Origin of the sequence: Hydrogenothermus marinus, from assembly GCF_003688665.1 — a bacterium.
In the GTDB taxonomy this organism is placed as follows: Bacteria; Aquificota; Aquificia; order Aquificales; family Hydrogenothermaceae; genus Hydrogenothermus; species Hydrogenothermus marinus.
Window position 1 is genome coordinate 1 of the sequence record NZ_REFO01000001.1, and the last position, 25,390, is coordinate 25,390.

17 protein-coding genes and 2 CRISPR repeat arrays are annotated in these 25,390 nt (G+C 28.2%); of the genes, 7 read left to right on the plus strand and 10 right to left on the minus strand.

The window, feature by feature from the left end:
• The 5 genes from CLV39_RS00005 to tkt form a co-directional block, all read left to right on the plus strand.
• The coding region (locus CLV39_RS00005) for an FAD-dependent thymidylate synthase (protein ID WP_147435387.1) at positions 1 to 417 on the plus strand (417 nt) is incomplete at its 5' end.
• Between the two features lie 7 nt (positions 418 to 424).
• On the plus strand, positions 425 to 973 hold the full coding sequence (locus CLV39_RS00010; RefSeq protein ID WP_121922193.1) for a YqhA family protein: 549 nt from the start codon (positions 425 to 427) through the stop codon (positions 971 to 973).
• A 70-nt stretch (positions 974 to 1,043) separates the two neighbouring features.
• Positions 1,044 to 1,409 carry a cation transporter gene (locus CLV39_RS00015; RefSeq protein WP_121922194.1) on the plus strand — a complete coding sequence of 122 codons (366 nt, stop codon included), beginning with the start codon at positions 1,044 to 1,046 and terminating at the stop codon, positions 1,407 to 1,409.
• A gap of 137 nt (positions 1,410 to 1,546) precedes the next feature.
• Positions 1,547 to 3,334 carry a heavy metal translocating P-type ATPase gene (locus CLV39_RS00020; protein WP_281271949.1) on the plus strand — a complete coding sequence of 596 codons (1,788 nt, stop codon included), beginning with the start codon at positions 1,547 to 1,549 and terminating at the stop codon, positions 3,332 to 3,334.
• 354 nt (positions 3,335 to 3,688) lie between these two features.
• Positions 3,689 to 5,837: a CRISPR direct-repeat array (repeat unit 29 nt; unit sequence GTTTTATCTGAACTATGTGGGTTAAAAAG).
• 234 nt (positions 5,838 to 6,071) lie between these two features.
• Positions 6,072 to 8,060: a transketolase gene (tkt, locus tag CLV39_RS00025; RefSeq protein WP_121922196.1), complete on the plus strand. Its 1,989-nt coding sequence runs from the start codon at positions 6,072 to 6,074 to the stop codon at positions 8,058 to 8,060.
• Between the two features lie 47 nt (positions 8,061 to 8,107).
• Here the strand turns inward: tkt and CLV39_RS00030 are convergent, their stop codons facing one another.
• On the minus strand, positions 8,108 to 10,819 hold the full coding sequence (locus CLV39_RS00030) for a [protein-PII] uridylyltransferase family protein (protein ID WP_121922197.1): 2,712 nt from the start codon (positions 10,817 to 10,819) through the stop codon (positions 8,108 to 8,110).
• A gap of 52 nt (positions 10,820 to 10,871) precedes the next feature.
• On the opposite strand from CLV39_RS00030, the gene CLV39_RS00035 reads away from it, so the two are divergent.
• Together CLV39_RS00035 and CLV39_RS00040 are read left to right on the plus strand one after the other, a co-directional pair.
• Positions 10,872 to 11,918 (plus strand): S1C family serine protease, encoded by a 1,047-nt coding sequence (locus CLV39_RS00035; protein WP_121922198.1) that lies wholly within the window; start codon positions 10,872 to 10,874, stop codon positions 11,916 to 11,918.
• A 12-nt stretch (positions 11,919 to 11,930) separates the two neighbouring features.
• Complete coding sequence (locus tag CLV39_RS00040) at positions 11,931 to 12,797, plus strand: sigma-70 family RNA polymerase sigma factor (RefSeq protein WP_121922199.1); 867 nt, start codon at positions 11,931 to 11,933, stop codon at positions 12,795 to 12,797.
• 165 nt (positions 12,798 to 12,962) lie between these two features.
• On the opposite strand, the gene aroC is transcribed toward CLV39_RS00040, so the two are convergent.
• The 9 genes from aroC to holA form a co-directional block, all read right to left on the minus strand.
• Positions 12,963 to 14,141, minus strand: a complete 1,179-nt coding sequence (gene aroC, locus CLV39_RS00045; RefSeq protein ID WP_121922200.1) for a chorismate synthase — start codon at positions 14,139 to 14,141, stop codon at positions 12,963 to 12,965.
• A gap of 36 nt (positions 14,142 to 14,177) precedes the next feature.
• Positions 14,178 to 14,942 (minus strand): MBL fold metallo-hydrolase, encoded by a 765-nt coding sequence (locus tag CLV39_RS00050; protein WP_121922201.1) that lies wholly within the window; start codon positions 14,940 to 14,942, stop codon positions 14,178 to 14,180.
• Positions 14,936 to 15,670: an SDR family NAD(P)-dependent oxidoreductase gene (locus tag CLV39_RS00055; RefSeq protein WP_121922202.1), complete on the minus strand. Its 735-nt coding sequence runs from the start codon at positions 15,668 to 15,670 to the stop codon at positions 14,936 to 14,938. Before CLV39_RS00055 ends, CLV39_RS00050 begins: the two co-directional genes overlap by 7 nt.
• A 2-nt stretch (positions 15,671 to 15,672) precedes the next feature.
• On the minus strand, positions 15,673 to 16,437 hold the full coding sequence (locus CLV39_RS00060) for a tRNA (adenine-N1)-methyltransferase (RefSeq protein WP_245960257.1): 765 nt from the start codon (positions 16,435 to 16,437) through the stop codon (positions 15,673 to 15,675).
• Positions 16,438 to 16,522: 85 nt separating this feature from the next.
• Positions 16,523 to 18,391 carry a tRNA uridine-5-carboxymethylaminomethyl(34) synthesis enzyme MnmG gene (gene mnmG / locus CLV39_RS00065; RefSeq protein ID WP_121922203.1) on the minus strand — a complete coding sequence of 623 codons (1,869 nt, stop codon included), beginning with the start codon at positions 18,389 to 18,391 and terminating at the stop codon, positions 16,523 to 16,525.
• A gap of 433 nt (positions 18,392 to 18,824) precedes the next feature.
• A CRISPR array of direct repeats spans positions 18,825 to 21,457; the repeat unit is 29 nt; unit sequence GTTTTATCTGAACTATGTGGGTTAAAAAG.
• 67 nt (positions 21,458 to 21,524) lie between these two features.
• A complete protein-coding gene (gene truA, locus CLV39_RS00070) occupies positions 21,525 to 22,274 on the minus strand; it encodes a tRNA pseudouridine(38-40) synthase TruA (protein ID WP_121922204.1) in 750 nt (249 codons plus the stop codon).
• Positions 22,271 to 23,869, minus strand: coding sequence for a DNA repair protein RecN (gene recN / locus CLV39_RS00075; RefSeq protein ID WP_121922205.1), 1,599 nt, complete (start codon positions 23,867 to 23,869; stop codon positions 22,271 to 22,273). Before recN ends, truA begins: the two co-directional genes overlap by 4 nt.
• Before the next feature lie 7 nt (positions 23,870 to 23,876).
• Positions 23,877 to 24,830, minus strand: a complete 954-nt coding sequence (gene ruvB / locus CLV39_RS00080; protein ID WP_121922206.1) for a Holliday junction branch migration DNA helicase RuvB — start codon at positions 24,828 to 24,830, stop codon at positions 23,877 to 23,879.
• A partial coding sequence (gene holA / locus CLV39_RS08550) for a DNA polymerase III subunit delta (protein WP_342769292.1) occupies positions 24,827 to 25,390 on the minus strand: 564 nt, incomplete at its 5' end. The genes ruvB and holA, both read right to left, overlap by 4 nt.

Here is a 25,390-nt window from a genome sequence, read left to right on the forward strand (position 1 = left end):
AGTAATTGTCAAATAGAAAATGATAAAATATTAAAAATTATAAAAGATATAGTAAAAGAAATATCTGAATATATTAAAAATACTGATACTAAAGACTCTTTAAAAGAAAAAATAGCTAAAAGGGTTGAAAAATTTTTAAGCTCTGAAGAAAATAAAAGTATACAAAATTTATTTAGATATATAGACCAACTTACAGAGATTATTTATGATTATGCAGTTTATAACTGTAAAATAAAAAGAGAAGATGCAAGATTTATACTTCCTCATGGTAGAAAAACAACAATAGTAGTATCTGGCACATTAAGCTGGATAAAAGATTTTATAACTAAAAGAACTGATCCACACGCCCAATGGGAAATACAAAAAGTTGCAAATGCAATGAAATATTTATTAGAAAAACAAAATATAGAGGTATAGATACAAAATGAGAAAAATAATAGAACAAGTAGTAGAAAGAATACTTTGGGAAAGTAGATTTATGATATTTCTTGCTGTAATAGCAAGTATTATTGGGGCTTTTATTTTAGTCTTAGTAGGAACTTATGACATAATAATTGTATTAAAAGATTCTTTTCATGCATTTTCTTCTTTAGAACATTTTGAAGGATTTCATAAAGAAGCAGTAAAACATATAGTAAGTGCAGTTGATGTTTATCTTATTGCTACTGTTTTATTAATTTTTGGCCTTGGGCTTTATGAACTTTTCATTAGTAAAATAGATGCTGCCGAAACCAATAATAGAGCTTCAAAAATTTTAGTTGTTCATACATTGGATCAATTAAAAGATAAACTTGCTAAAGTAATTGTTATGGTTTTAACAGTTACATTCTTTAAATTTGCAATAGATTTTCATTATGAAAATATAAAAACTTTACTATTTTTAGCAGTTGGAATTTTAGCTATATCTCTCTCAATCTACTTTTTACATAAAGGTGGTGAATATCCTTCAGAAAATAACGAAAAATCACATTAAATTAAAAACTTTAATTTAACAATGAACAGTTATATATTATTTTAAGCTAATATATATTGAGGTTCATAGGTTGGATAAATATTTAGTAATATTTTCATCTTTGCCTTTTGTTTTAGGAATAGCTTGGTTTTTCTTTGGTGGGAAAAAGAAAAAAGAAGAGATTGAGAATAGCTTTATAGAAGAAAATATTGGGAATAAAGAGATTATAGAACTTAATATCTCTGGAATGCATTGTGCAGGCTGTGCAGCAGGTATAGAAGGAACATTAAAAAACACAGAAGGTATAATAGAAGCAAAAGTAAATTTTGCAACTTCTAAGGGATTATTTAAATATAATCCCGCTAAAATATCAAAAGAGCAAATAATATCAAAAATAAAAGAACTTGGATACTCAGCATCTGAAGATTTAGAAGATATTGAAAAAAAAAGCAGTTAACTGAAAAAAGATTAAGAAATAAAGTAATTTTATCTACTTTTTTAACCTCTATAATAATTTTTTTACATTTTACTCATCTCTTAGGTAATTTAAACCAGTGTATTATCTTTATTCTTACTTCTATTGTTCAGTTTTATATTGGCTGGGAATTTTATAAAACATCTATATATGCATTAAAAAGAAAAATAGCAGATATGAATCTTCTTGTTGCTATTGGTACCTCTGCTGCATATTTTTATTCGGTAATTGTTTTATTTTTCCCAGATTTGATTCCTAAAGCTAAAAATACATATTTTGAAAGTGCAGCAGCAATTATAACCTTTATTTTAATTGGTAGATACCTTGAAACGAAAGCACGAAATAAAGCAACATCTTTTATGAAAAGTTTATTAAAACTAAAACCAGAAAAAGCTACTATACTTGTTGATGGAAAAGAAATAGAAATTCCTGCAGAAAATATTGTTAAAGGCGATATTGTAGTACTAAAAGCTGGAGATAAAGTAGCTGTAGATGGAATTATTATAGAAGGTGGCTGCGAATTAGATCAGTCTGCGATAACTGGAGAAAGTCTTCCTGTTTTTAAATCTGAAAATGAAAATGTAATAAGTGGAAGTATAGTAAAAAATGGTTATTGTAAAATAAAAGCTATAACTTCTGGAGCTGATAATACAATTAATCATATAATAAAATTAATACTTGAAGCCCAATCTAAAAAACCTAAAATAGCAAAACTTGCAGATAAAATAGTTTCATATTTTGTGCCATCTATCTTAATAATTGCTATTTTTACATTTGATATATGGTATTTTTTTACAGAGAATATAACTGTTTCCTTAATTCCTGCAGTATCAGTTTTAATTATTGCTTGTCCTTGTGCTCTTGGCCTTGCAACACCTATAGCAGTTGTTTCAGTAGTTGGTAGAGCAGCAAAAGAAGGAGTTTTAATCAAAAATCCAGAAGTTTTAGAAATAATTGATAAAGTAAAATCAGTAATTTTTGATAAAACAGGAACATTAACAAAAGCATCTTTAAAGGTAGTCAATTTTAAATTTGAAAACCCTGAATATAAAGATTTAGCTTATAATCTTTCTTTAAAAACAAATCATCCAATATCTAAAGCTATTGTTGAAGGATTAAAATCTGAAAATGATCTAAAAATAGAAAATATAGAGTACATAGTTGGAAAAGGTATAAAAGCTTACTGGCAAAATAAACCTATCTATCTTGGAAATCTATCTTTACTTGAAGAAAATAATATAAATCTTTCTGAAAATTATAAAAAAATACTAAATAAAGAGATAGAAAAAGGAAGAACAGTTATATTTTTAGCTACTAATGATAAAGTTTTAGGTTATATATCCCTTGAAGATGAGATAAGAGAAGAAGCAAAAGAAGTTATAAAATGGCTTAAAGAAAATGGATATAAAGTTTATATGCTTACAGGAGATAATGAAAAAACTGCAAAAAATGTAGCTAAAATAGTTGGAATAGAAAATGTATTTTCTAATGTATTACCAGAATATAAGCTAAAAATAGTAAAAAGCTTGCAAGAAAAAGGAGAAAAAGTTATATTTGTAGGAGATGGCATAAATGATGCTCCTTCTTTATCTGAAGCAGATATAGGTATTGCTATAGGTGGTAAAGGTAGCCAGCTTGCAAAAGAGTCAGGAGATGTAATACTTCTTTCAGATAGTTTAAAAGCAGTAATAAAATTTATAAAACTTTCTAAAATTGGAAAAACTACTATAAAACAAAATCTATTTTGGGCTTATGTTTATAATATTATAGGAATACCAATTGCAGCAGGTATATTATATCCAATAAATGGGCTTTTATTAAGACCTATTTTTGCATCAATAGCAATGTCTTTAAGTTCTATTACTGTAGTTTTAAATGCTTTGAGAATAAAAGTTATAAAGTTGTAATTAAAAGGATTAAAAAATTTTAAATTTATGATATAATCAATTTAAATATAAAATATGGCTACTTGGAAATAGAATAAGTAGTCCCATTTAGTTCAGATTTTATTTTTTTCTAAATTTTTATAAAACTACATAACAAATTTTGATATGTAGTTGCATTTTGAATAGAAAATATATTTTTGTGTAAGCTGGCTTTTTATAATAATTTGCGAGAATATAATAGAAAATATATTTGCATTACTGGAGGTTTGATGCAAATTACTATAATTTGCGAGGATTTTTTAAAATTTTAAAATCCTCTGAAAAAAGCTAAAATACTTGACAAGAGCAATTTTTTTTATTAACTTAAATTAACGGGTTTTATCTGAACTATGTGGGTTAAAAAGTATATTTAAGGCAATATTTTTTGAGCATTTCGACTGTGTGTTTTATCTGAACTATGTGGGTTAAAAAGTTTTTTTAGCCATTAAATTTCGGGGGTGGAATTTGGTATGTTTTATCTGAACTATGTGGGTTAAAAAGAAACAAAAAGCAGTTGGTAAATACTCTGCAACAGGTTTTATCTGAACTATGTGGGTTAAAAAGATAGCAAACTCTGTTGATAAATCTAACATAAGGGCTGTTTTATCTGAACTATGTGGGTTAAAAAGCCAGATGTGTTTAAAGACGGCGTTGGCGTCTTCTCTGTTTTATCTGAACTATGTGGGTTAAAAAGAACAAAAAGAAAAAAAAGAGATCTATACATTAGAAGAAGTTTTATCTGAACTATGTGGGTTAAAAAGCTCTTATGAGATAATCAGTAAGATAATGAAAAAATTGTTTTATCTGAACTATGTGGGTTAAAAAGCTCTTATGAGATAATCAGTAAGATAATGAAAAAATTGTTTTATCTGAACTATGTGGGTTAAAAAGACCTTATTAGATTGATTAGTGAATAATTACAGGTTTGTTTTATCTGAACTATGTGGGTTAAAAAGTAAATCATCTAAAGAAGAATAGTAATTTGATTTTGTTGTTTTATCTGAACTATGTGGGTTAAAAAGTTGTCAATAGGTTTTATCAATTTAACATAGTGTTTTCGTTTTATCTGAACTATGTGGGTTAAAAAGTTAGTTAAGTATCGCTTTGTCATCGGGTCAAAAACTGTTTTATCTGAACTATGTGGGTTAAAAAGGAAATTTTTTTTTCACGATATTAATGTCTACATAGGTTTTATCTGAACTATGTGGGTTAAAAAGGTTTTTAACTGCTTCTTTAAATGAATCACGCCACATTGTTTTATCTGAACTATGTGGGTTAAAAAGCTGTAATGTTTTTTAATCCTTTCTCTGAATAAATAATTACGTTTTATCTGAACTATGTGGGTTAAAAAGGTTCTATGAGTGAGGACAATCTAAAGAAAGCTGCCTAGTTTTATCTGAACTATGTGGGTTAAAAAGATAAAATTAACTGGAGAGAAGGCTCTTGTATTTTGTTTTATCTGAACTATGTGGGTTAAAAAGACGCAAGTGCATTTTCAGAGAAAGAAAAGCAAAATGGTGTTTTATCTGAACTATGTGGGTTAAAAAGCCTAAAATTTCTATTATTTCTTTTTCGCTCGGGTATGTTTTATCTGAACTATGTGGGTTAAAAAGTTATCAGAGAAAAACACTACTGTAGGGTGGGAATGTAGCTCGTTTTATCTGAACTATGTGGGTTAAAAAGACTTCTAAGTCATCTATTGTGACTTTGTCTATAGCTTCGTTTTATCTGAACTATGTGGGTTAAAAAGGTATTTACACAAAACAAAGTTGTTTATGGAATTATGCCTGTTTTATCTGAACTATGTGGGTTAAAAAGCAAGTTCATTATTTGCAGCATGTTTCAAGTCAACAATTGTTTTATCTGAACTATGTGGGTTAAAAAGTTGTCAACCGAAAAGACTATTTCACTTTCTATTTCTTTTGTTTTATCTGAACTATGTGGGTTAAAAAGTGTTCCTGCCTTTGTTTTTTGCCTACCTTATCCTTGCTAGTTTTATCTGAACTATGTGGGTTAAAAAGCTGCATTACCTAATGCTTGGAATTCTAAAATTGCACCAGTTTTATCTGAACTATGTGGGTTAAAAAGCTGCATTACCTAATGCTTGGAATTCTAAAATTGCACCAGTTTTATCTGAACTATGTGGGTTAAAAAGCTGCATTACCTAATGCTTGGAATTCTAAAATTGCACCAGTTTTATCTGAACTATGTGGGTTAAAAAGTTAGTCTTGCAGCAGTTTCAATTGCCGATCATGCTATGTTTTATCTGAACTATGTGGGTTAAAAAGCTATATCAGGTATCTCTATATCTATATATCTCTCTGTTTTATCTGAACTATGTGGGTTAAAAAGTAGAACTTGGAAAGAATGTTATTGATTATGGATTAAATCGTTTTATCTGAACTATGTGGGTTAAAAAGTTTGAGAAGCTTTACCTACAACCTCAGCCTTTAATAGTTTTATCTGAACTATGTGGGTTAAAAAGTTAATAAAAAAGTTGATGGAATACTTCAAAAATTTAAAAATGAAATCAAAGAAGTTGGAGTCTATGAATTTATCCTAAATATTACAAGAAAACATACACCAAAACTTTATAAAAAACTAAAAAAAACCTGAAATAATTTAATTCTCCCACAATCAACTTAAAAAATCATAAATTTCTATAAATAGATAATGATAAAATAATAAGTATTGATTAATTATATTTAGAGGTTTTTAATTGAGTGAAAAAAATGAATGGCTTTATATTAATACTATAAGAGTATTATCTCTTGATCAGGTTCAAACTGCAAAATCAGGACATCCAGGAATGCCTCTTGGAGCGGCACCTATAGCTTATGTTTTATGGGATAAGTTTTTAAAACATAATCCTAAAAATCCAAAGTGGTTTAACAGGGATAGATTTATTCTTTCTGCTGGTCATGCATCTGCTCTTTTATACTCACTTTTACATTTATATGGTTACGATCTTCCTTTAGAAGAGCTTAAAAAATTTAGACAATGGGATAGTAAAACACCAGGGCATCCTGAATATGGACATACACCGGGAGTAGAAGTTACAACAGGCCCATTAGGTCAAGGTTTTGCTACTGGTGTAGGAATGGCTATAGCTGAATGTTTTATGGCTAATTACTTTAATAGAGAAGGTTTTAATATAGTAGATCATTATACTTATGCTCTTGTATCTGATGGCGATTTAATGGAAGGAATATCTTCTGAAGCAGCTGCTTTAGCAGGAAGACTAAAACTTGGAAAGTTAATATATATATATGATGATAACCATATTACAATAGATGGTCCTACTGATATTGCTTGGAAAGAAGATATAGAACTTAGATTCAAAGCTCATGGATGGCATGTAATTACAGTACCAAATGGAGAAGATTTAGAAGCTATTTATGGAGCTATAAAAGCTGCTCAAGATGAAAAAGAAAAGCCATCTTTAATTAGGATAAAAACTCATATAGGATGGCATTCTCCAAAACAAGATAATCCTGCAGTTCATGGAGCACCGCTATCAGAAGAAGAAGCTAAAATCACTAAAAGAAATCTTGGATTTCCAGAAGATAAAACATTTTATATACCTGAAGAGGCTTTAAATCATTTTAGAAAAGCTATAGATAAAGGAAAACAGCTTGAAGATGAATGGAATAAGTTATTTAATGAATATGAGAAAAAATATCCAGAGCTTGCAAAACAGTTTAAACAATGGATAAATAGAGAGTTGCCTAAGGATATATTCAAAGATTTACCAGAATTTGAAGCAGGTAAAGCAGTGGCTACCCGTTCTGCGTCAGGAGAAGTATTAAATGTTTTTGCAGATAGACTTCCTAATTTAATTGGTGGTTCTGCTGATTTAGCATCTTCTAATAAAGTTGTATTAAAAGGAAAAGGCGATTTTTACTGCTCTTCTCCAGAAGGTAGAAATATACATTTTGGTATTAGAGAACATGCTATGGGAGCTGCTGTAAATGGAATAGTATTACATGGAGGATTAATTGCGTTTGGAGCTACATTTTTTGTATTTAGTGATTATATGAGAGCATCTTTAAGAATGGCGGCTCTTATGGATATACCTTCTATTTTTGTATTTACCCATGATAGCATTGGAGTTGGTGAAGATGGACCAACTCATCAACCTATAGAACATCTAATGTCTTTTAGAGTCATGCCAAATATGACTGTAATTAGGCCTGCAGATGCTAATGAAACTGTAGAAGCTTGGAAGATAGCATTAAAAAGAAATAAACCTGTAATGCTTGTTTTAACAAGACAAAATGTACCTGTTTTAGATAAAAAGCAGTTTCCAATAGAAGAAGGTGTAGAAAAAGGTGCATATTATTTAATAGAGAAAGAAAATCCAGATGTTGTTTTAATAGGAACAGGTTCTGAAGTTTATCTTTGTATAGAAGCATCAAAAGAGCTTGAAAAAGAAGGTATAAAAGCAAGTGTTGTTTCAATGCCATCTTGGGAATTATTCTTTGAGCAACCAAAAGAATATCAAGAAAAAGTTATACCAAAAGATATTCCAAAAGTTGTAGTAGAAGCTGGAATAAAAACAGGTTGGAAAGATATTGTTAGTGAAAATGCAGAAATAATTGGAATGGAAAGTTTTGGAGCTTCTGCACCAGGTAGTGTTTTAATGGAAAAATTTGGATTTACAGTTGAAAATGTAGTTAATACTGCTAAAAATATTATTAAACAATAAAATAAACGTATATGATGAGCCTCTTAAAGAGGCTCATTACTTAATTTTTAAACTTTTTCTTTTACATTTTTTAAGAAAAATCTTCTAATATCTTTTCTTGTTTCTAATATTTTTTTCCAAAGTTTTTCTTCATCTAAATTAAAAGATTTTGCAAGTCTATAAATATATGGAGAATTTTTTCCAATTCTTGAAATACCTGTTGCTTTTATCATTCTAAGTCTTGTTTCTACTTCTCTAAGGAAAATATATTTGTCAATCATTTCTGGATAATAATCTTTTATAATCTTAAAAGTAGATCTAATTCTTATCTTTTCTTTTAAAGCTTTTAACTGTGCTAAAAATTCTAAATCTACAATCCCACCATATCCAAGTTTTATATCTATCTCATCTGATTTTTCATTTGAAATTCCTTCAAGTCTCATTCTCATTTCATAAATATCATATATAAAGTTATTATCTACGGTTTTAGAAAATAAGAAATCTTCTATTAATTTTTCCATCTTCTCTTTTAAAGATATATCACCAGTGATAAATCTTGCTTTAGTCCAAGCAAGCCTTTCCCACGAACGAGCTTCATTTTTAAAATATTTTTCGTAATAATTTATAGTTGGAGAAAGTTCCCCTGATTTTCCATAAGGCCTAAGTCTTAAATCTATCTGATATAAAATTCCCATTCTTGTATATTTTGTTAAAGATTTAATTATATTAACAGGTATTTTTTCATATTTTTGTTTTGCATTTATATCTGAAAATGAAAATATTAAATCTAAATCAGAACCTATATTCATTTCTTTACTTCCAAGTTTTCCAAGCCCATAAATTACAATCGGTATATTTTCTTTTGTTTCATGCTTATAAATCTTTTCAATTATAAAATCTGCAAGATTTGTTAAAATTTGATTAAGTTCTAAAAGTCTTTCTTCTGCATTATCTAAATGTATTTGAGAAATATATCTTAAAGATGCTAAAACTTGTACTATATTTTTTAGTTTATTTAATTTTTCTAAAAAGTTATCTGATTTTATAAGTTCAAGCTCTTTTTCAAAATCTTGTTTAGTTTTTAGTATATCTTCAACTCCAAAAGCAAAATCTAAAAGCTCTGGGTCTTTTGCCATAAGATTTGATATATAATCTGATACCTTAGCTATATTCAGTATAAACTCAACCAGTTTTTTATTTTGCAAGATTGCAGATGCAAAGATTGGTAGCATTTTACCTTCAATAAGCATATTTGTAAGATTCTTTAAAAAATCTGTTTTGTATTCATACTCTTTAAGCTGTTTTTCAAGTTCAGGTAAAAAGTTAAATAAAGCTTCTTTAAAATCTTCACTTAACAGAATAAAATCTTTACTAAAAAATATCTCTTTAATCCTACTTAAAGCCCATTTTGGATCTTTAAAACCTATTGAAGCTAAATAATTTAAAGCTTCATCTTCATTATGTTTTGTGAATATATATTTTTGAAGAGGACTAAGTTCTTTTGTATCTTCTAATTGTAAAGAATTAAAAATTTTCTTTACTTTTTCTCTATAGTCATTTAACTTTTCTAAAAGCTCATTACCATCTTTTAAATTTAATTTTTTTGCATATATATCTGCATTTTTATATTTAAATTTTTGAGTTTGTTGACAGTTTTCTATCTGAATAATATGCTCAAGTTTTCTATAAAATAGATATGCACTTGTTAAAATATCTGCATCTTCTTCAGTTAGTATTCCTCTTTCTTTTAATTTTTGTATTGTTTTATATGTACTTCTTTCTTGAAGATATTTATCTTTCCCTGCATAAATAAGCTGAAGAATTTGAGCTGTAAACTCTACTTCCCTAATTCCTCCATCACCTTTTTTTAAATCAAACTCATCTTTATTTACACTTAATGCATCTTTTTCTATTAATTTTTTCATTTCTATTATCTCTTTTATCTCATCTTTTGAAGTAAAACTTTTGTAAACAAAAGGTTTAACTATCTTTAAGAACTCTTCAGTTGTGTTTTTATTTCCTGCACTATGTCTTGCTTTTATAAGCATATGCCTTTCCCAAACTCTACCTACAGTCCAGTAATATGTTTCTAAAGCTGGTAAAGAATATGCTATAAACCCACTTTTACCATTTGGCCTTAAATCAAGATCAATTATCCAAGTTTGACCTTCAATATTTCTTTTTGTTAAAAACTGATTTAATTTTGAAAATAAAAAACTAAAAAACTCTTTATTTGTAAATCCTTTTTCTGTTTTTCCTTCATTATCATATATATACATTAAATCTATATCTGAATAATAATTAAGTTCAAGACCACCAAGCTTTCCAAGAGCTATAACTGATGCATAAACAGGATTTTTTTCATTATCTAATGGTTTTCCATATTTTTTTTCTGCTATCTGCCAACTTCTTTGAAAAGCAATTTCTAAAGTAGCATCTGCAACATAAGAATATTCTTTCATAAGTTCAGGTAAGGTATGTTTATTATAAATATCCTTTGATACAATTCTCCCAAAATGTTTCATTTTAAAAATAGTTAGATTAGTAATAAACTCATTTTCAGATGATATATCAAGTAGCTTTGTTGCTTCTTTTATTAATTTTTCTCTACCTAAGAGATCTAAATCAAGATTTTCGTAAAAATAATCAAGGTATTCTTCATGTCTCAGTAAAAAATCTCTTAAACATTTGGAATAAAAAGTTAAATCTTTTAAAAACTGTTTCTTTTCTTTTGATAAACTTTCTATAAAATCTTTTTTTAGAAGTTCAAATTTTTCCATTTTTCTACCCTTGTAATGATATAATTTATATACATTTAAACAGGAGCAGTATATGCGAAAATCTGTTTCTTTATTTATTATAACTTTAATTTTTATTCTAATCAGCTGTGAAAAAAAAGAAGAAAAGAAAATAGAGAAAAAAAAGCCTGCTCCTATTGTTCAAATTCAGGAAAAAATACATTTTGTAATAGAAAAAAACAAACCTTCTCTTATTACTATATTTTCTTTTAGTAAAAATGAACTAAAACCTTTAGAAAATGAATCTCTTGGTTCTGGCTTTGTAATAAAAAAGGATAAAGATTATATATATATACTTACTAATTATCATGTAATAGGAAAATCAAAAAAAATAAAAGTTAAATTTTTTAATAATATAGAAAAAAAGGCAGAAGTTGTAGGTTATGATGATAAAAGCGATATAGCAGTATTAAAAGTTAAGGTAAATAAGGATTTAAATAATGTAAAACCTGTAAAAATAGGAGATATATCAAAATTAAAGGAAGGTTATTTTGTTTTATCTGCAGGAAGTCCTTATAATTTAGGACATACATTTACATTTGGAATAATATCTGCCCTCCATAGAAATTTAGGATTATCTCCTTATGAAGATTATATACAAACAGATGCAGCAATAAATCCAGGAAATTCTGGAGGTCCTTTATTTGATATAAATGGAAAAGTAGTAGGAATGAATATAGCTATTGTAGATACAGGTCAAGGTATAGGTTTTGCTATACCTATAAATACAGTTTTAGATATTTATAACGAAATACTAAAATATGGTAAAGTAAGAAGAGGTTGGCTTGGGGTTTTAGTTCAACCCATATCAAATAAAGCAAAAAAAAGACTAAATATAAAAAATGGAGTAGTTGTAATAAAAGTATTTAAAAACTCTCCTGCAGAAAAATATGGATTAGAAGTTGGTGATATTATTTTAAGTATAAATGGAAAACCGGTAAAATCTCCTCAACAGCTTTCATTTTTTATACAAAGATTAAAAATAAACAGCCAAATAAAGATTACTGTTTTGAGGGATAAAAAACAGCTAACTTTACCAATTAAAATAGAAGAACAAATTAAGAATGAAGAAAAATCTTAAAAGGGGAAAAGTATGAAAAAATTTCAGTATGAAGAAGGGGTTTCATATTATTTAAAAAGAATATCTGATATTCCACTTTTATCTCCAGAAGAAGAAAAAAAGCTGTCTAAAAAAGCTAAAAAAGGAGATAAAGAAGCTATAAATAAATTAGTTAAATCTAATCTTAGATTTGTTGTTAATATTGCTAAAAATTATGTTGGATATGGAGTTCCATTTCAAGAGTTAATATCAGCAGGTAATATAGGACTTATAGAAGCAGCAAAAAGATTTGATCCAGATAGAGGAGTTAGATTTATATCATATGCAGTATGGTGGATTAAACAATCAATCTTCCAAACAATACAAACCCAAAAAGATACAATCAGGATACCTCAAAAAACATCAAATTTATCAATGAAGATAGATAATGTTTATCTTAATTTAAAAGATTATTTAGGAAGAGAACCAACTTATGAAGATATAAAAAAAGAGTTAGAAAAAGAAAATATAAAAGTAGATGAAGAAACAATAAAAAATTTCCTTTTAATTAAAAGACATTCAGTTTCATTAGATACACCTGTTGACACTGATGAAGGAACATTATTTATTGATTTTTTATCAAAGCATAGTACAAAAGATATAGAAAAAGATATTTTAGAAGAAGAAATTAAAAGAGAAGTAGAAAAATTATTAAAATTTTTAACAGATAGAGAAAGATTTATTATTGAACAAAGATTTGGGCTTACAGGAGAAGAACCAAAAACTTTAAGAGAGATAGGACAAATACTTGGTATATCAAGGGAAAGAGTAAGACAGATAGAGATAAAAGCTTTAAAAAAGATTAGAGCTTTAGCTACAAAAAGACATTTAAAAGATTTATTAGGAATGTCTAATAACTAAGCATCGGATATTTAGTTAAAGAGTAGTTTATCGTTTTTAATGAAACTTAAAAGATGCTTTCAAAGTTATAAATTTACTCTAAATTAGAATTAAAAATTACAAAATAAATCTTTGATTTATCATTCAGATTAATCAACTCTAAAACTGAATATCCAAAAAACTCTCTTATGGATATTCTTTTACATATTTTTTATAATTTTCCATTCTTTGTTTTATTTGAATCCAGTTATCATTGCCAAATTTTTCAAGAATTGCATCAGCTAAAACAATTGCAAGCATAGCTTCTCCTACAACTGCTGCTGCTGGTACAGCAGTAACATCTGATCTTTCTTTTGCCGCATCAAAAGGCTGTTTTGTTTTTATATCTACTGATTGTAATGATTTTTTTCTCATTAAGGTTGGTATTGGTTTCATTCCTACTCTTACTATAATTGGCTCTCCATTGGTAATACCACCTTCTATGCCACCTGCTCTATTTGTTTTATGATAAAAGCCTTTTTCTTTATCCCAGAATATCTCATCATGAGCTTGTGAGCCAAATTTTTGAGATAGTCCAAAGCCTTCTCCTATTTCAACTGCTTTCATTGCTTGAATACTCATCATTGCTTGAGCAATTCTTCCATCAAGTCTTCTATCCCATTGAACATGAGAACCAAGTCCAATAGGAACACCTGTAGCAAAAACTTCAAATATTCCCCCTAAGCTTTCTCCTTCTTTTTTAGCTTCATCTATTAATTGCTTAAATTTTTCATCTTCTTCAGGTATAGGTATTCTAACTTCAGATTTTTCTGCTACTTCTGCCCTTTTCTCTAATGGAATATTTTCTAATTTTTCTCTAATAGAAAGGTTTCCAATAGAAACTACATAACTTCCTATTTTTATTCCAATATCTTCAAGTAATTGTTTACATACTGCACCAACAGCTACTCTTGTTGTTGTTTCTCTTGCAGATGCTCTTTCAAGAACATTTCTTAAGTCTTCAAATCCATATTTTATACCACCAACTAAATCAGCATGTCCAGGCCTTGGATTTGTTATCTGTCTTTTATCAACAGGCTCACCTTCAATAGCCATTATATCTGTCCAGTTTTCCCAATCTTTGTTTTCTACCATTAATGTAATTGGACTTCCAAGAGTATATCCAAATCTTACTCCTGAAAGTATTTTTACTTTATCTTTTTCTATTTTCATACGGCCACCACGACCGTATCCTTTTTGTCTTCTTGCAAGTTCTTTATTTATATAATCAGATGATATTTTTAAATTTGATGGTATTCCTTCAATTATTGCAGTAAGAGCTGGCCCATGAGATTCTCCAGCATTTAAAAATCTTAATCTTCCCAATAGAACTTCTCCTATGGATAATTTTAAACTTAACTATTATATCTTAATCTTCATTCTGTCTTCTGCGGCTATTACTGGTATGCCTGTTTCTTCTTCTATATTTTTTGCAACTGCTTTTGGATTTGCTTTAAGCATATCTACACTATAATGAGTAATTACTGCTTTTTTAGGCTTTAATGCTTTTAAAAGTTGTTTTACACCTTCTGCTGACATATGATCTACATTTGGCTTTGGTTTTACAAATGTTGTATTTATAATCATTAAATCTGCATTTTCAGGATAGCCTGTAAGCATTTTTTCATAAAACTTTCCACAGGGAACATAAACTATCTTTTTATTTTCTGTTTCAAAAGAAAGCCCGTAAACTTCTGCACCTCTATGGATATGCTTTATATGAGATTTTACTTTTACCCCTTTATAATCAACTTCTATATTTTCTTTTGTATATACAAATTTTTTAATTCCTTTTTTTAAATATTTTAATATTACTGGATCATCTCCATCTATGGCATCTTCAGGTGCAATAAGAAGATCTTTTTTATTTTTTGTGCTTTCTGTTGCCGCTTCTAAGACTGAGTTTATATCTGCAACATGATCTAAATGTCTATGGGATATAACAAATATATCTATATCTTTTGGTTCAAGATTGTTTTCATAGATACGAATTAAGCTTCCTGGTCCCGGATCAACCATAATATTTATGTTATTTAATCTAATCCATATTCCACCAGAATGTCTAAGCTGTCTAAAAACTACAGTCCTACCACCTGCAGTACCTAAAAATTTCACAAAATCTAACATAAAAGTCTTCCACCTTCTACTGGAATAAAAGCTCCAGTTGTAAAATCTGTTTCTATTAAATATTTTACCGCTTTTAGTATCTCTTTTTCACCACCCCATTTTTTTAATAATGTTTTCTTTAAAGGTGTTTCTTTATCTTCTAAATCTGGAGGTGGAATAATTGGTCCTGGTAGTATTGCATTTACTAAAACATAAGGTGCAAATTCCTTGGCCAATGATTTTGTTAAAGTTAAAAGTCCTCCTTTTGATATTGTATAAGGTGTAAAATTTCTATAAGGTCTTAAAGGTGAGTAATCACCAATATTTATAATTCTTCCTTCTTTTTTTTTAAACATATGCTTTCCTAAGATTGTAGAAAGAATTAAAGGTGCTTTTATATGAACTTTATAAAATCTATCCATTTCTTCAGATATTTTGCTAATGTTTTCATTTAGTTGTGTTGGATAATATATTGATGCATTATTAATTAATATATCTATTTTGCCAAAAATATTTAATGATTCTTCTGCAAGACTAATTACTTGTTTTTCATCTTCTAAATTTGCTTTTATTTTTTCTACTTTTACATCTAAATCTTTTATCTGATTTACAACATCTTCTGCTTCTTTTTCTGAATAATTATAATGGATAATAATATTAGCTCCTTCTTTTGCTAAGGATAAAGCTAAATATTTTCCAATTCTTTTTGCACTACCTGTAATTAATACATTTTTTCCTTTAATTTCCATTTTTATATACCCTTTTTTGCAAAGATTAAATATCCTGTATGGGCTACCATTCTATCTTCTGGCCTTAATCTATCTGGAACAGGTTTATAATGTCTTTCAAGTAGTTCTACTACTTCTATATCTAAAAAGTTTTCTTCTTGCAAGCTTTCTAATACTTTTGAAACTTGATTTGTTGTTGGTACTAAGAATCCTACGTTTGCTCCATTTTTTAATGAATTTTTTATATTTTTAATATATAGCCAAGGCTCTCTAACATCTATAAATCCTGCATCAAAAAAGTTTTCAGGTAAAGGTTCTTCTAAGGATTTATGTTGTATTTCTACATATTTTTCTAAATTTGCAAGCTGAAGATTTTTATAAGCTTGCTGTATATATTTTTCTTCTTTTTCAAATGAGTAAATCTTACCATTTGGTTTAACTGCGTTTGCCATAACTATTGTAAGCCCTGCACTTCCTATTCCACTTTCTAAAACTTTCATTCCATCTGTAATTCCAAGTTTTAAAGTGATAAATGCTGAATCCTTAGGATAAATAATCTGTGTATTTCTTTTTATTCCATACAGTATAATCTCAAAAAGTGAAGGTTTTAAAATTAAAAACTGCTCTCCTTTATGGGTTTCAATAATTTCCCCATATTTTTTACCAATAAGCTGGTTTAAATCTATATTTCCTTTGTGGGTGGAAAATATTTTATCTTTTTCTACTTTTATGAAAAATTTATTTTTTTTAGACCTTAGATATACTGTATCTCCTTCTTTTACTATCAAATTTTAACCTCTTTTTTTATAAAATCTATATGTAAAATAAAAAAATATTGAAAATATTAATATTAAAAGTCCCCATAAAGTTAAATCAAGCTTGTCCACTTTTTTCCTCTTTAATTTTTTTAAGATATATCATTATTGCTGTTATTGCTGCTGGTGTAATTCCTTCAAGTCTTGCCGCATGTCCAAGGGTAATAGGTCTTGCTTTTTCAAGTTTTTGGACTACTTCTTTTGTAAGTCCTGCAATTTTGGAATAATCTATATCTTTTGGTATTTTTATACTTTCAAGATGTCTCATTTTTTCATTTAATCTTCTTTCTTTTTCAAAATATCCTTCATATTTTGCATTTATTTCTACTTCTTCTATTACATAATCTTTTTCTGGTGTTTTTATTCCTTTTTCTTTTAAAGTTTCTATATTTACTTCTGGTCTTTGTAAATAGCTAAAAACTGATATAGTTTTATCATCTATTTTGATTTTTTCATTTTTATAATAATTAATCCAGTCATTTATCTCTTTTTCTATCTCTTTAACTAATTTATATTTTTCTTCAGAAAGTATTCCAATATCATAAGCTCTTTTATAAAGTCTTAAAATTGGATTATCTTGTCTTAAGTATAAGCGATATTCTGATCTTGATGTAAATAATCTATAAGGCTCTATAACTCCTTTTGTTGTAAGATCATCTATCATAACGCCTATATAGCTTTCATCTCTTCTAATATAAAAAAGCTCTTTTCCTAAGGCTCTTAATGCTGCATTTATACCTGCTATTAATCCTTGTCCTGCTGCTTCTTCATAACCTGTAGTTCCATTAAAGTTTCCTGCATGGAATAAGCCTTTTATTTTCTTTGTTTCTAAAGTTGGATAAAGTTCTGTAGGTGGTACTACATCATACTCTATTGCATAAGCTGGTTTTAATAAAACAACATTTTCAAGTCCTTTTATTGATCTGTACATTTCCCATTGTATTTCTTCAGGTAAAGATGTGGAAAGTCCGTTTGGATAAATGCTTATTCCATCTCTTGTTTCTGGCTCAAGCCATACTGTATGTCTTGGTTTTCCTTCAAATTTTACTATTTTATCTTCTATTGATGGACAATATCTTGGGCCTACTCCTGTAATTGCTCCTCCATATAAAGCTGTTCTATGTAAATTATTTTTAATAATTTCATGGGTTTTTTCATTTGTATATGTAATATAACAAGGTACTTGATCTTTTTGTCCCTTTTTAAAGAAATAAGAACCTACTGGCTCTGTCCAAAATGAAAATTTAGGTGGTATTTCATCTCCCGGTGCTTCTTCTAAAACAGACCAATTAATTGTATTTTTATCAAGTCTTGCTGGTGTACCTGTTTTAAATCTAACAAGAGGAAAACCATGTCTTTTATAAAACTGAGGTAGTTTATTTGCAGGTTTTTCATCCATTCTACCTGCAGGAAATTTTTTATCTCCAATATGAATTAAACCATCTAAAAATGTTCCTGTAGTAATTACTACTGACTTTGTTTTTATTTTATATTCTCCATCAACTTCTACACCTTCAACTTCATTTAGATTTTCTTTTAAGAAAATATCAGTTGCTTCTCCTTCTATAACTGTTAAATTTTCTGTATTTTGAGTTTTATTTACCATATATTTTCTGTATTCTTCTTTGTCTGCTTGTGCTCTTGGTGAGCGAACTGCTGGTCCTTTTCTTGTATTAAGCATTTTATATTGAAGTCCTACCTTGTCTATTGCTTTTGGCATCTCTCCATCAAAGGCATCTATCTCTCTTACAACTATTCCTTTTGCAATGCCACCAATAGATGGATTACAAGGCATAACTCCTATTTTTTCTTTATCAAGGGTAATAAGTGCAATTTTCACCCCAAGTTTCACAGATGCTAATGCTGCTTCTATTCCTGCATGTCCTCCACCTATTACAACCACATCAAATTCTGTATCGTAAACCATTGAACCTCCAACATTTGGGAAATTAAATAAATAATTTATGTAAATTTGAAATTTTTTAAATATTCTTTAGCATAAGGAAATTATAACAAAGTTATTGTATAATTTTTTATGATATAATTAATTTATCTATAAAGATTGGCTACTTGGAAATAGAATAGGTAGTCCCATTTGGTTCAGATTTTGTTTTTATCACTTTTTTAAAATATACATAACAAATTTTGATATGTAGTTGCATTTTGAATAGAAAATATATTTCTGTGTAAGTTGGCTTTTTATAATAATTTGCGAGAATATAATAGAAAATATATTTGCATTACTGGAGGTTTGATGCAACTTACTATCATTTGCGAGGATTTTTTAAAATTATAAAATCCTCTGGAAAAAGTTAAAATACTTGACAAGAGCAATTTTTTTTATTAACTTAAATTAACGGGGTTTATCTGAACTATGTGGGTTAAAAAGAGTCCTGAACAAGCTAAAATCCTTGCAAACAATGGAGGGTTTATCTGAACTATGTGGGTTAAAAAGTTGTCAATAGGTTTTATTAATTTAACATAGTGTTTTCGGTTTATCTGAACTATGTGGGTTAAAAAGTTTAGAAATACAAATCCAGAAAACAAACAACTCAAGGTTTATCTGAACTATGTGGGTTAAAAAGCTGAAGAGTGGCTTATTGATTATCTATATAATATTGATGGTTTATCTGAACTATGTGGGTTAAAAAGCCGAGTTCTTTTAGCTCTCTTAAAAATTCTTTTTCCTTTCGGTTTATCTGAACTATGTGGGTTAAAAAGAGTTACGCCATTATCAGTAGAATATTGCAAATTATGGTTTATCTGAACTATGTGGGTTAAAAAGTCACCCCGTGTTCGGGGTGATAGGCAATTACTGGATCGGTTTATCTGAACTATGTGGGTTAAAAAGTGAGCTATCCAGTTATTCAAAACACCATTTGCATCTGAGGTTTATCTGAACTATGTGGGTTAAAAAGTAATTTCAAAGAATGCAGGCGGAATAGGGATATATGGCGGTTTATCTGAACTATGTGGGTTAAAAAGTAATCATAATTATAACTTGACTGGTAAGTAAACAATAGGTTTATCTGAACTATGTGGGTTAAAAAGTGTTCTTTTTGATGAGGAGTTGCATCATGCTGGGTTAAGGTTTATCTGAACTATGTGGGTTAAAAAGCTCTTCTCTCTTGATCTAGGTCTATAACCCCCAAGTTGGGTTTATCTGAACTATGTGGGTTAAAAAGTCGATTTCTTTCTCTATTACCCTTCGTTTTGAGAAGGAATATAGGTTTATCTGAACTATGTGGGTTAAAAAGACTTAAATCTATATCTATATTTTGAGTGCCACAATTATGGTTTATCTGAACTATGTGGGTTAAAAAGTAGGATGTAGTGAACATTTTGATAAGTGGTGGGATCGTTTTATCTGAACTATGTGGGTTAAAAAGGTCGTAATTTCAATATACTTTTTCTTATCTTCTGCTCGTTTTATCTGAACTATGTGGGTTAAAAAGATCATCATATGGACTTGGTTTCAATTTTCTGCACATGAGTTTTATCTGAACTATGTGGGTTAAAAAGAATATGGTCTACATAACCGCCAAAATCATAATCACCAGTTTTATCTGAACTATGTGGGTTAAAAAGATGGTTATGATGATTTAATATGGAACTGGATAAATAGTTTTATCTGAACTATGTGGGTTAAAAAGTATGTTCTGAGCAATATTTCTGCAGCAATTCAGCTATGGTTTTATCTGAACTATGTGGGTTAAAAAGATAAATAGTTATACACCACAGCCATTGAGTTTTTATGTTTTATCTGAACTATGTGGGTTAAAAAGAAAACAAAAATTAGCAGAAAAAGGCAAGTTTGACTGTTTTATCTGAACTATGTGGGTTAAAAAGAGTCAGATATATAGAAAAAATTATTGGGAAACCTGCAGGTTTTATCTGAACTATGTGGGTTAAAAAGGCTTTTCCATCTTCTCCTGATACATAACCTTCTACTGCGTTTTATCTGAACTATGTGGGTTAAAAAGCCTTCTTCATTTACACCTCTTCTGATTCTTAACTTCGTTTTATCTGAACTATGTGGGTTAAAAAGCATATAATGAGCTTAAACAAGATATAGAGGCTTTAGGTTTTATCTGAACTATGTGGGTTAAAAAGCAGAATTTACTGGAGAGCCAAATGAAATGCTACTTTTGTTTTATCTGAACTATGTGGGTTAAAAAGAATTTTGCGGAAATCTTGAATTATTTAGCAATCTTGAAGTTTTATCTGAACTATGTGGGTTAAAAAGTATAAAGATGGAGAAATAAAGCTATATGGGGATTGGAAGGTTTTATCTGAACTATGTGGGTTAAAAAGCTGAATATTCTCAACTCAATAGTGTTTACTGGTTGGTTTTATCTGAACTATGTGGGTTAAAAAGATTTAAAGAAAATCTTAAGTGATAAGTAGTAGATGGAGTTTTATCTGAACTATGTGGGTTAAAAAGTACGCCTGTCAGTGCTAATGATAGTGTGCCTAAAATGTTTTATCTGAACTATGTGGGGTAAAAAGGTAGATACATTTGAGAATATTTCTTTATCAGTATTTAAGCGTTTTATCTGAACTATGTGGGGTAAAAAGGTAGATACATTTGAGAATATTTCTTTATCAGTATTTAAGCGTTTTATCTGAACTATGTGGGGTAAAAAGGTAGATACATTTGAGAATATTTCTTTATCAGTATTTAAGCGTTTTATCTGAACTATGTGGGGTAAAAAGGTAGATACATTTGAGAATATTTCTTTATCAGTATTTAAGCGTTTTATCTGAACTATGTGGGGTAAAAAGATAACTCATCGTTCATAGTGATATCGTATTCTACTATCTGTTTTATCTGAACTATGTGGGGTAAAAAGGCTTGTGATGAAGGACACTACTTGAAAGTAGATGAAAATAAGAGTTTTATCTGAACTATGTGGGGTAAAAAGAAGTAAATATGCCTATATTCGTCATAATCAGTTCTTTTCGTTTTATCTGAACTATGTGGGGTAAAAAGGGGGTTTTTGGTTGAAAAATTTTTTTAAATAAAGAAAAAGGTAAAGTATTTTTTCACTAATCTACTTTTATAAAGTTTCATCTTCTGGAAGATAATAAACTTCTTTTAAGTAAAGGCCTTCTGGTGGTGCTAAAAATAAAGCTTTTGTAGGGTCTTTGCTATCTATTATCTCTTTTAATGTGTTTAAATCAATCCTTCCTGTCCCTACATGAATTACATGGCCTATTATTTTTCTTACCATATATCTTAAAAAATGAGATGCTGATAATTCAAACTCAAGTAAAAATCCATCATATTTAAAACTAAACTCTCTTAAATCTACATCTTCTCTTAGATATTCTCCTTTCTTTGATAAGGCTATCAGATTTGGTGAGTTTTTTATTAAATCAACTGCTTCTTTTATTTTTAGAATATCTAAATCTTGAGATATATACCAAGCTCTTTTATATAAAAATGGGTCTGGATGTTTATATATTTTATAAAGATAACTTTTACCTTTTGCACTAAATCTTGCATGAAATTTTAAAGGTACTTGTTTACATTCTTTTATAGCTATATCTTTTGGTAGTGTTGCATTTAAATATCTTTTTATTTTTTCAGGCTCAATATATTTTTTTATTTTAAAATGGGCTACCTGTCCATAAGCATGAACACCTGCATCTGTTCTTCCCGATGCATGAATTCTAACTTTATCTTTTATAATAACTTCTAAATTATCTTCAATTACTTGTTGTATAGTTAGTTGGTTAGGTTGTCTTTGCCACCCTGCGTATTTAGTTCCTAAATAACTTATTGTTAATTTATAGTTATATTTCATTTTCTGTTTAATAACTCTCTTGCATGTTGAATACTCTTTTCATTAATTATTCCGCTTAACATTCTTGCTATCTCTTTTTCTCTTTCTTCATTTTCTACTTTTTTAACAGTTGCAATAGTTTTTCCATTTAAAGATTTTTTATCTATTAGGTAATGGGTATCTGCAACTACTGCTATTTGCGGTAAATGGGTGATAAGTATTACCTGATAATCTTTTGATTTATCTGCTAATTTTTTTATTTTATCTGCCATATAAATTGCAGTTTTTCCACCTATTCCTGTATCTATTTCATCAAATATTATTGTATTACTTGATTTATTTGAAACAAGCTTTAAAACAAGGGAAACTCTTGAAAGCTCACCACCTGAGGCTGTTTCATTTATAGGTGAAGGCTTTATTCCTTGGTTTGCGGAAAATAGAAAACTAATTTTATCTTTTCCATAACTATTAAAATCAGTTTCTTCTACCTTGGTTATAAATTTTGCATCTTTTAAAGCAAGTTCTTTTAGATGATTCTCTACTAAATTATCAAGCTGTTTTGCTTTTTCTTTTCTTATTTTAGATATTTTTTCTGCAATTTCATTTAATTTTTTGTAAGTTTGCTGTTTCTCTTTTTTTATTTTAGGAATTTCAAACTCAATATTATTTAGCTCTGCTAATCTTTTTTTTAACTGCTTTTTTAAGGTTATTAAACCTTTTTCATCTGTGTTATATTTTAGTTCTAACCTATTTAAAAGATTTAATCTTTCTTCTATATGGTATAGTTCTTCTTCAGAATAATCAAAATCAATACTATCCAAGTTATAATAAGCTTCTTTTATGTATTCTTTTGCATCTTCTAAAAGTTTATATGCATTTTTTATATTTTCATTTGTATCTTCAAATTTTGAAAGTTCTTTTATAACACTGCTTAATTTTTCTTCAATGCTTCCTTCTTCTTCTAAAAGGGTATATTTTGAAAACTGGGTAGCATTTTTTAAATCTTCTATATTTGAAAGATATTCATATCTTTTTTCTAAATTTTCTTTTTCTCCTTCCTGTATTTCTGCTTTTTCAAGTTCTTCAATCTGAAAATTTATAATATCAATCTCTTTTAGTCTATCTGACTGTTTTTGAGAAAGCTCTTTTTCAGCTTTTTCTAAGGATTTATATTTTTTGTATATTTTCTGATACTCTTTTACTAAATCTTCTATATTTGCAAAACTATCTAAAACCTTTAAAGGATAAATTTTGTCAAAAAGCATCTGCTGTGTATGTTGGCCATGTATTTCTAAAATATTGTTTACTGCTTCTTTTATAGTTGAAAGGGTAGCTCTTCTGCCATTTAAAAAGTAATAACTTTTATTATTTTTTATCTGTCTTGCTATTATTAACATTCCATCTTCTGAATACTCATTTTCTATATTTTCAAAAACAAGCTCTACAAAAGTATCTGTGTTATCTTTAAACTTTTTTCCAAGAGTAAATTCTATAGCATCTATAATTAAGGATTTTCCAACTCCAGTCTCTCCAGTAAATACATTAAGTCCCCTATCAAGCTCTATCTGAATATTCTCAAGATATAAAAACTTTTTAATGTTGATTATTTTAAGCATACTAATATTATATAATGGCTAAATGTTTTAATGCTTTTTCTGTAGCAACCCTTCCTCTTGGTGTTTTCTTTAAAAATCCAATTCTTATAAGATAAGGCTCTATAATCTCTTCTATAATGTCTATCTCTTCATTTATGGCAGAAGATATTGTTTTTATACCTACTGGTTTATTTTCAAATTTTTCAATAATTGTTTTAAGATAAAAAATATCTTTCTGATTTAATCCAAACTCATCTATTCCTAAGAAATTTAAAGCTTGTAAAGCTAAATCTAAATCTATTTCAGTTTTTCCATGAACAACTGTATAATCATAAACTCTTTTTAAAATATTATTTGCTATTCTTGGTGTTCCTCTACTTCTTTTTGCTATCTCAAGACAAGCTTCTTCTGTAATACCTATATTTAGTCTTTTTGCTGTGTTTTTAACAATTTTAGAAAGAGATTTCTCGTCATAAAAATCAAAGTGTAGCACTATTCCAAATCTTGATAAAAGTGGTGATGATAACATTCCTGTTTTTGTAGTTGCTCCAATTAATGTAAATCTTGGAAGTGAAATTCTTATACTTCTTGCAGATTTACCTTTTCCAACTAAAATATCCAGTTTAAAATCTTCCATTGCAGGATATAAAATCTCTTCAACTGCTTTATTCATTCTATGTATTTCATCTATAAAAAGAATATCTCCTTCATTTAAACTACTTAAAATTCCTGCTATATCTGATTTTTTATTTAAAATTGAGCCTGTTGTAATAGTTATATTACTTCCAAGTTCTGTAGCTATAAGAGATGCCAATGTTGTTTTACCAACTCCTGGTGGTCCTGACAATAAAGTATGGTCAAGAGGTTGATTTCTTTTTCTACATGCTTCAATAAAAACCTGTATCTGCTTTTTTACTTCTTCTTGACCTATATAATCTTTTAAAGATGTTGGCCGTAGCTGATTTATATTCTCTTCTATCATAGGAATAATTTTAGTATAAACTCTTCTAAATTTTTCTGAATATCTTCAAAATAAATTTTTTGAGAAATTTCTGTTTCATAAAGTTCTTTTATGGCTTTTATAATCTCTTCTTCACTCCATAGCATTGCTGCATTTTCTATTACTTTCATTTGTGGTTTATAAGTTATTTTCATTTTAGCAAAAGCTTCTGATTTAGGAATTTCATTTTTTATTAGAGTCTTAAAAATAAGTATCTTATTTAAAAGATTAAGTAAAAAAGATTGTATCTCAAAAGGATGTTGTCCATTTTCTATTAATATTCTTAAAGTTTTCAAACATTTAATATCTTTATTTAAAAACTGATTTTGAAAAACAAATATATTTGTTTCAGGCTTTCCTACAATTACTGCATCAATATCTTCTTTTTGTATCTCTTCTTTTTCTGCAGTATAGGTTAATAATTTTTCAAGTTCATATTTTGCAGTGTAAAGATTATTTGGAAGTTTTGATGTTAAATATTTAAGATTTTCTACAGATATTTTTTTTCCACTTTTTTCTAATTTTTTATATACAGAAAGTTC

Excerpts from the sequence above, each read along its gene's own strand:
- CLV39_RS00030 (WP_121922197.1), bottom strand. The coding sequence starts at position 10,819 with ATGGAAAAATTTGAACTTCTAAAAAAAGATTTTATAGAAAGTTTATCA.
- CLV39_RS00040 (WP_121922199.1), top strand. The coding sequence starts at position 11,931 with ATGAAAAAATTTCAGTATGAAGAAGGGGTTTCATATTATTTAAAAAGA.
- truA (WP_121922204.1), bottom strand. The coding sequence starts at position 22,274 with ATGAAATATAACTATAAATTAACAATAAGTTATTTAGGAACTAAATAC.
- CLV39_RS00050 (WP_121922201.1), bottom strand. The coding sequence starts at position 14,942 with ATGTTAGATTTTGTGAAATTTTTAGGTACTGCAGGTGGTAGGACTGTA.
- CLV39_RS00055 (WP_121922202.1), bottom strand. The coding sequence starts at position 15,670 with ATGGAAATTAAAGGAAAAAATGTATTAATTACAGGTAGTGCAAAAAGA.
- CLV39_RS00035 (WP_121922198.1), top strand. The coding sequence starts at position 10,872 with ATGCGAAAATCTGTTTCTTTATTTATTATAACTTTAATTTTTATTCTA.
- CLV39_RS00010 (WP_121922193.1), top strand. The coding sequence starts at position 425 with ATGAGAAAAATAATAGAACAAGTAGTAGAAAGAATACTTTGGGAAAGT.
- mnmG (WP_121922203.1), bottom strand. The coding sequence starts at position 18,391 with ATGGTTTACGATACAGAATTTGATGTGGTTGTAATAGGTGGAGGACAT.
- ruvB (WP_121922206.1), bottom strand. The coding sequence starts at position 24,830 with ATGATAGAAGAGAATATAAATCAGCTACGGCCAACATCTTTAAAAGAT.
- recN (WP_121922205.1), bottom strand. The coding sequence starts at position 23,869 with ATGCTTAAAATAATCAACATTAAAAAGTTTTTATATCTTGAGAATATT.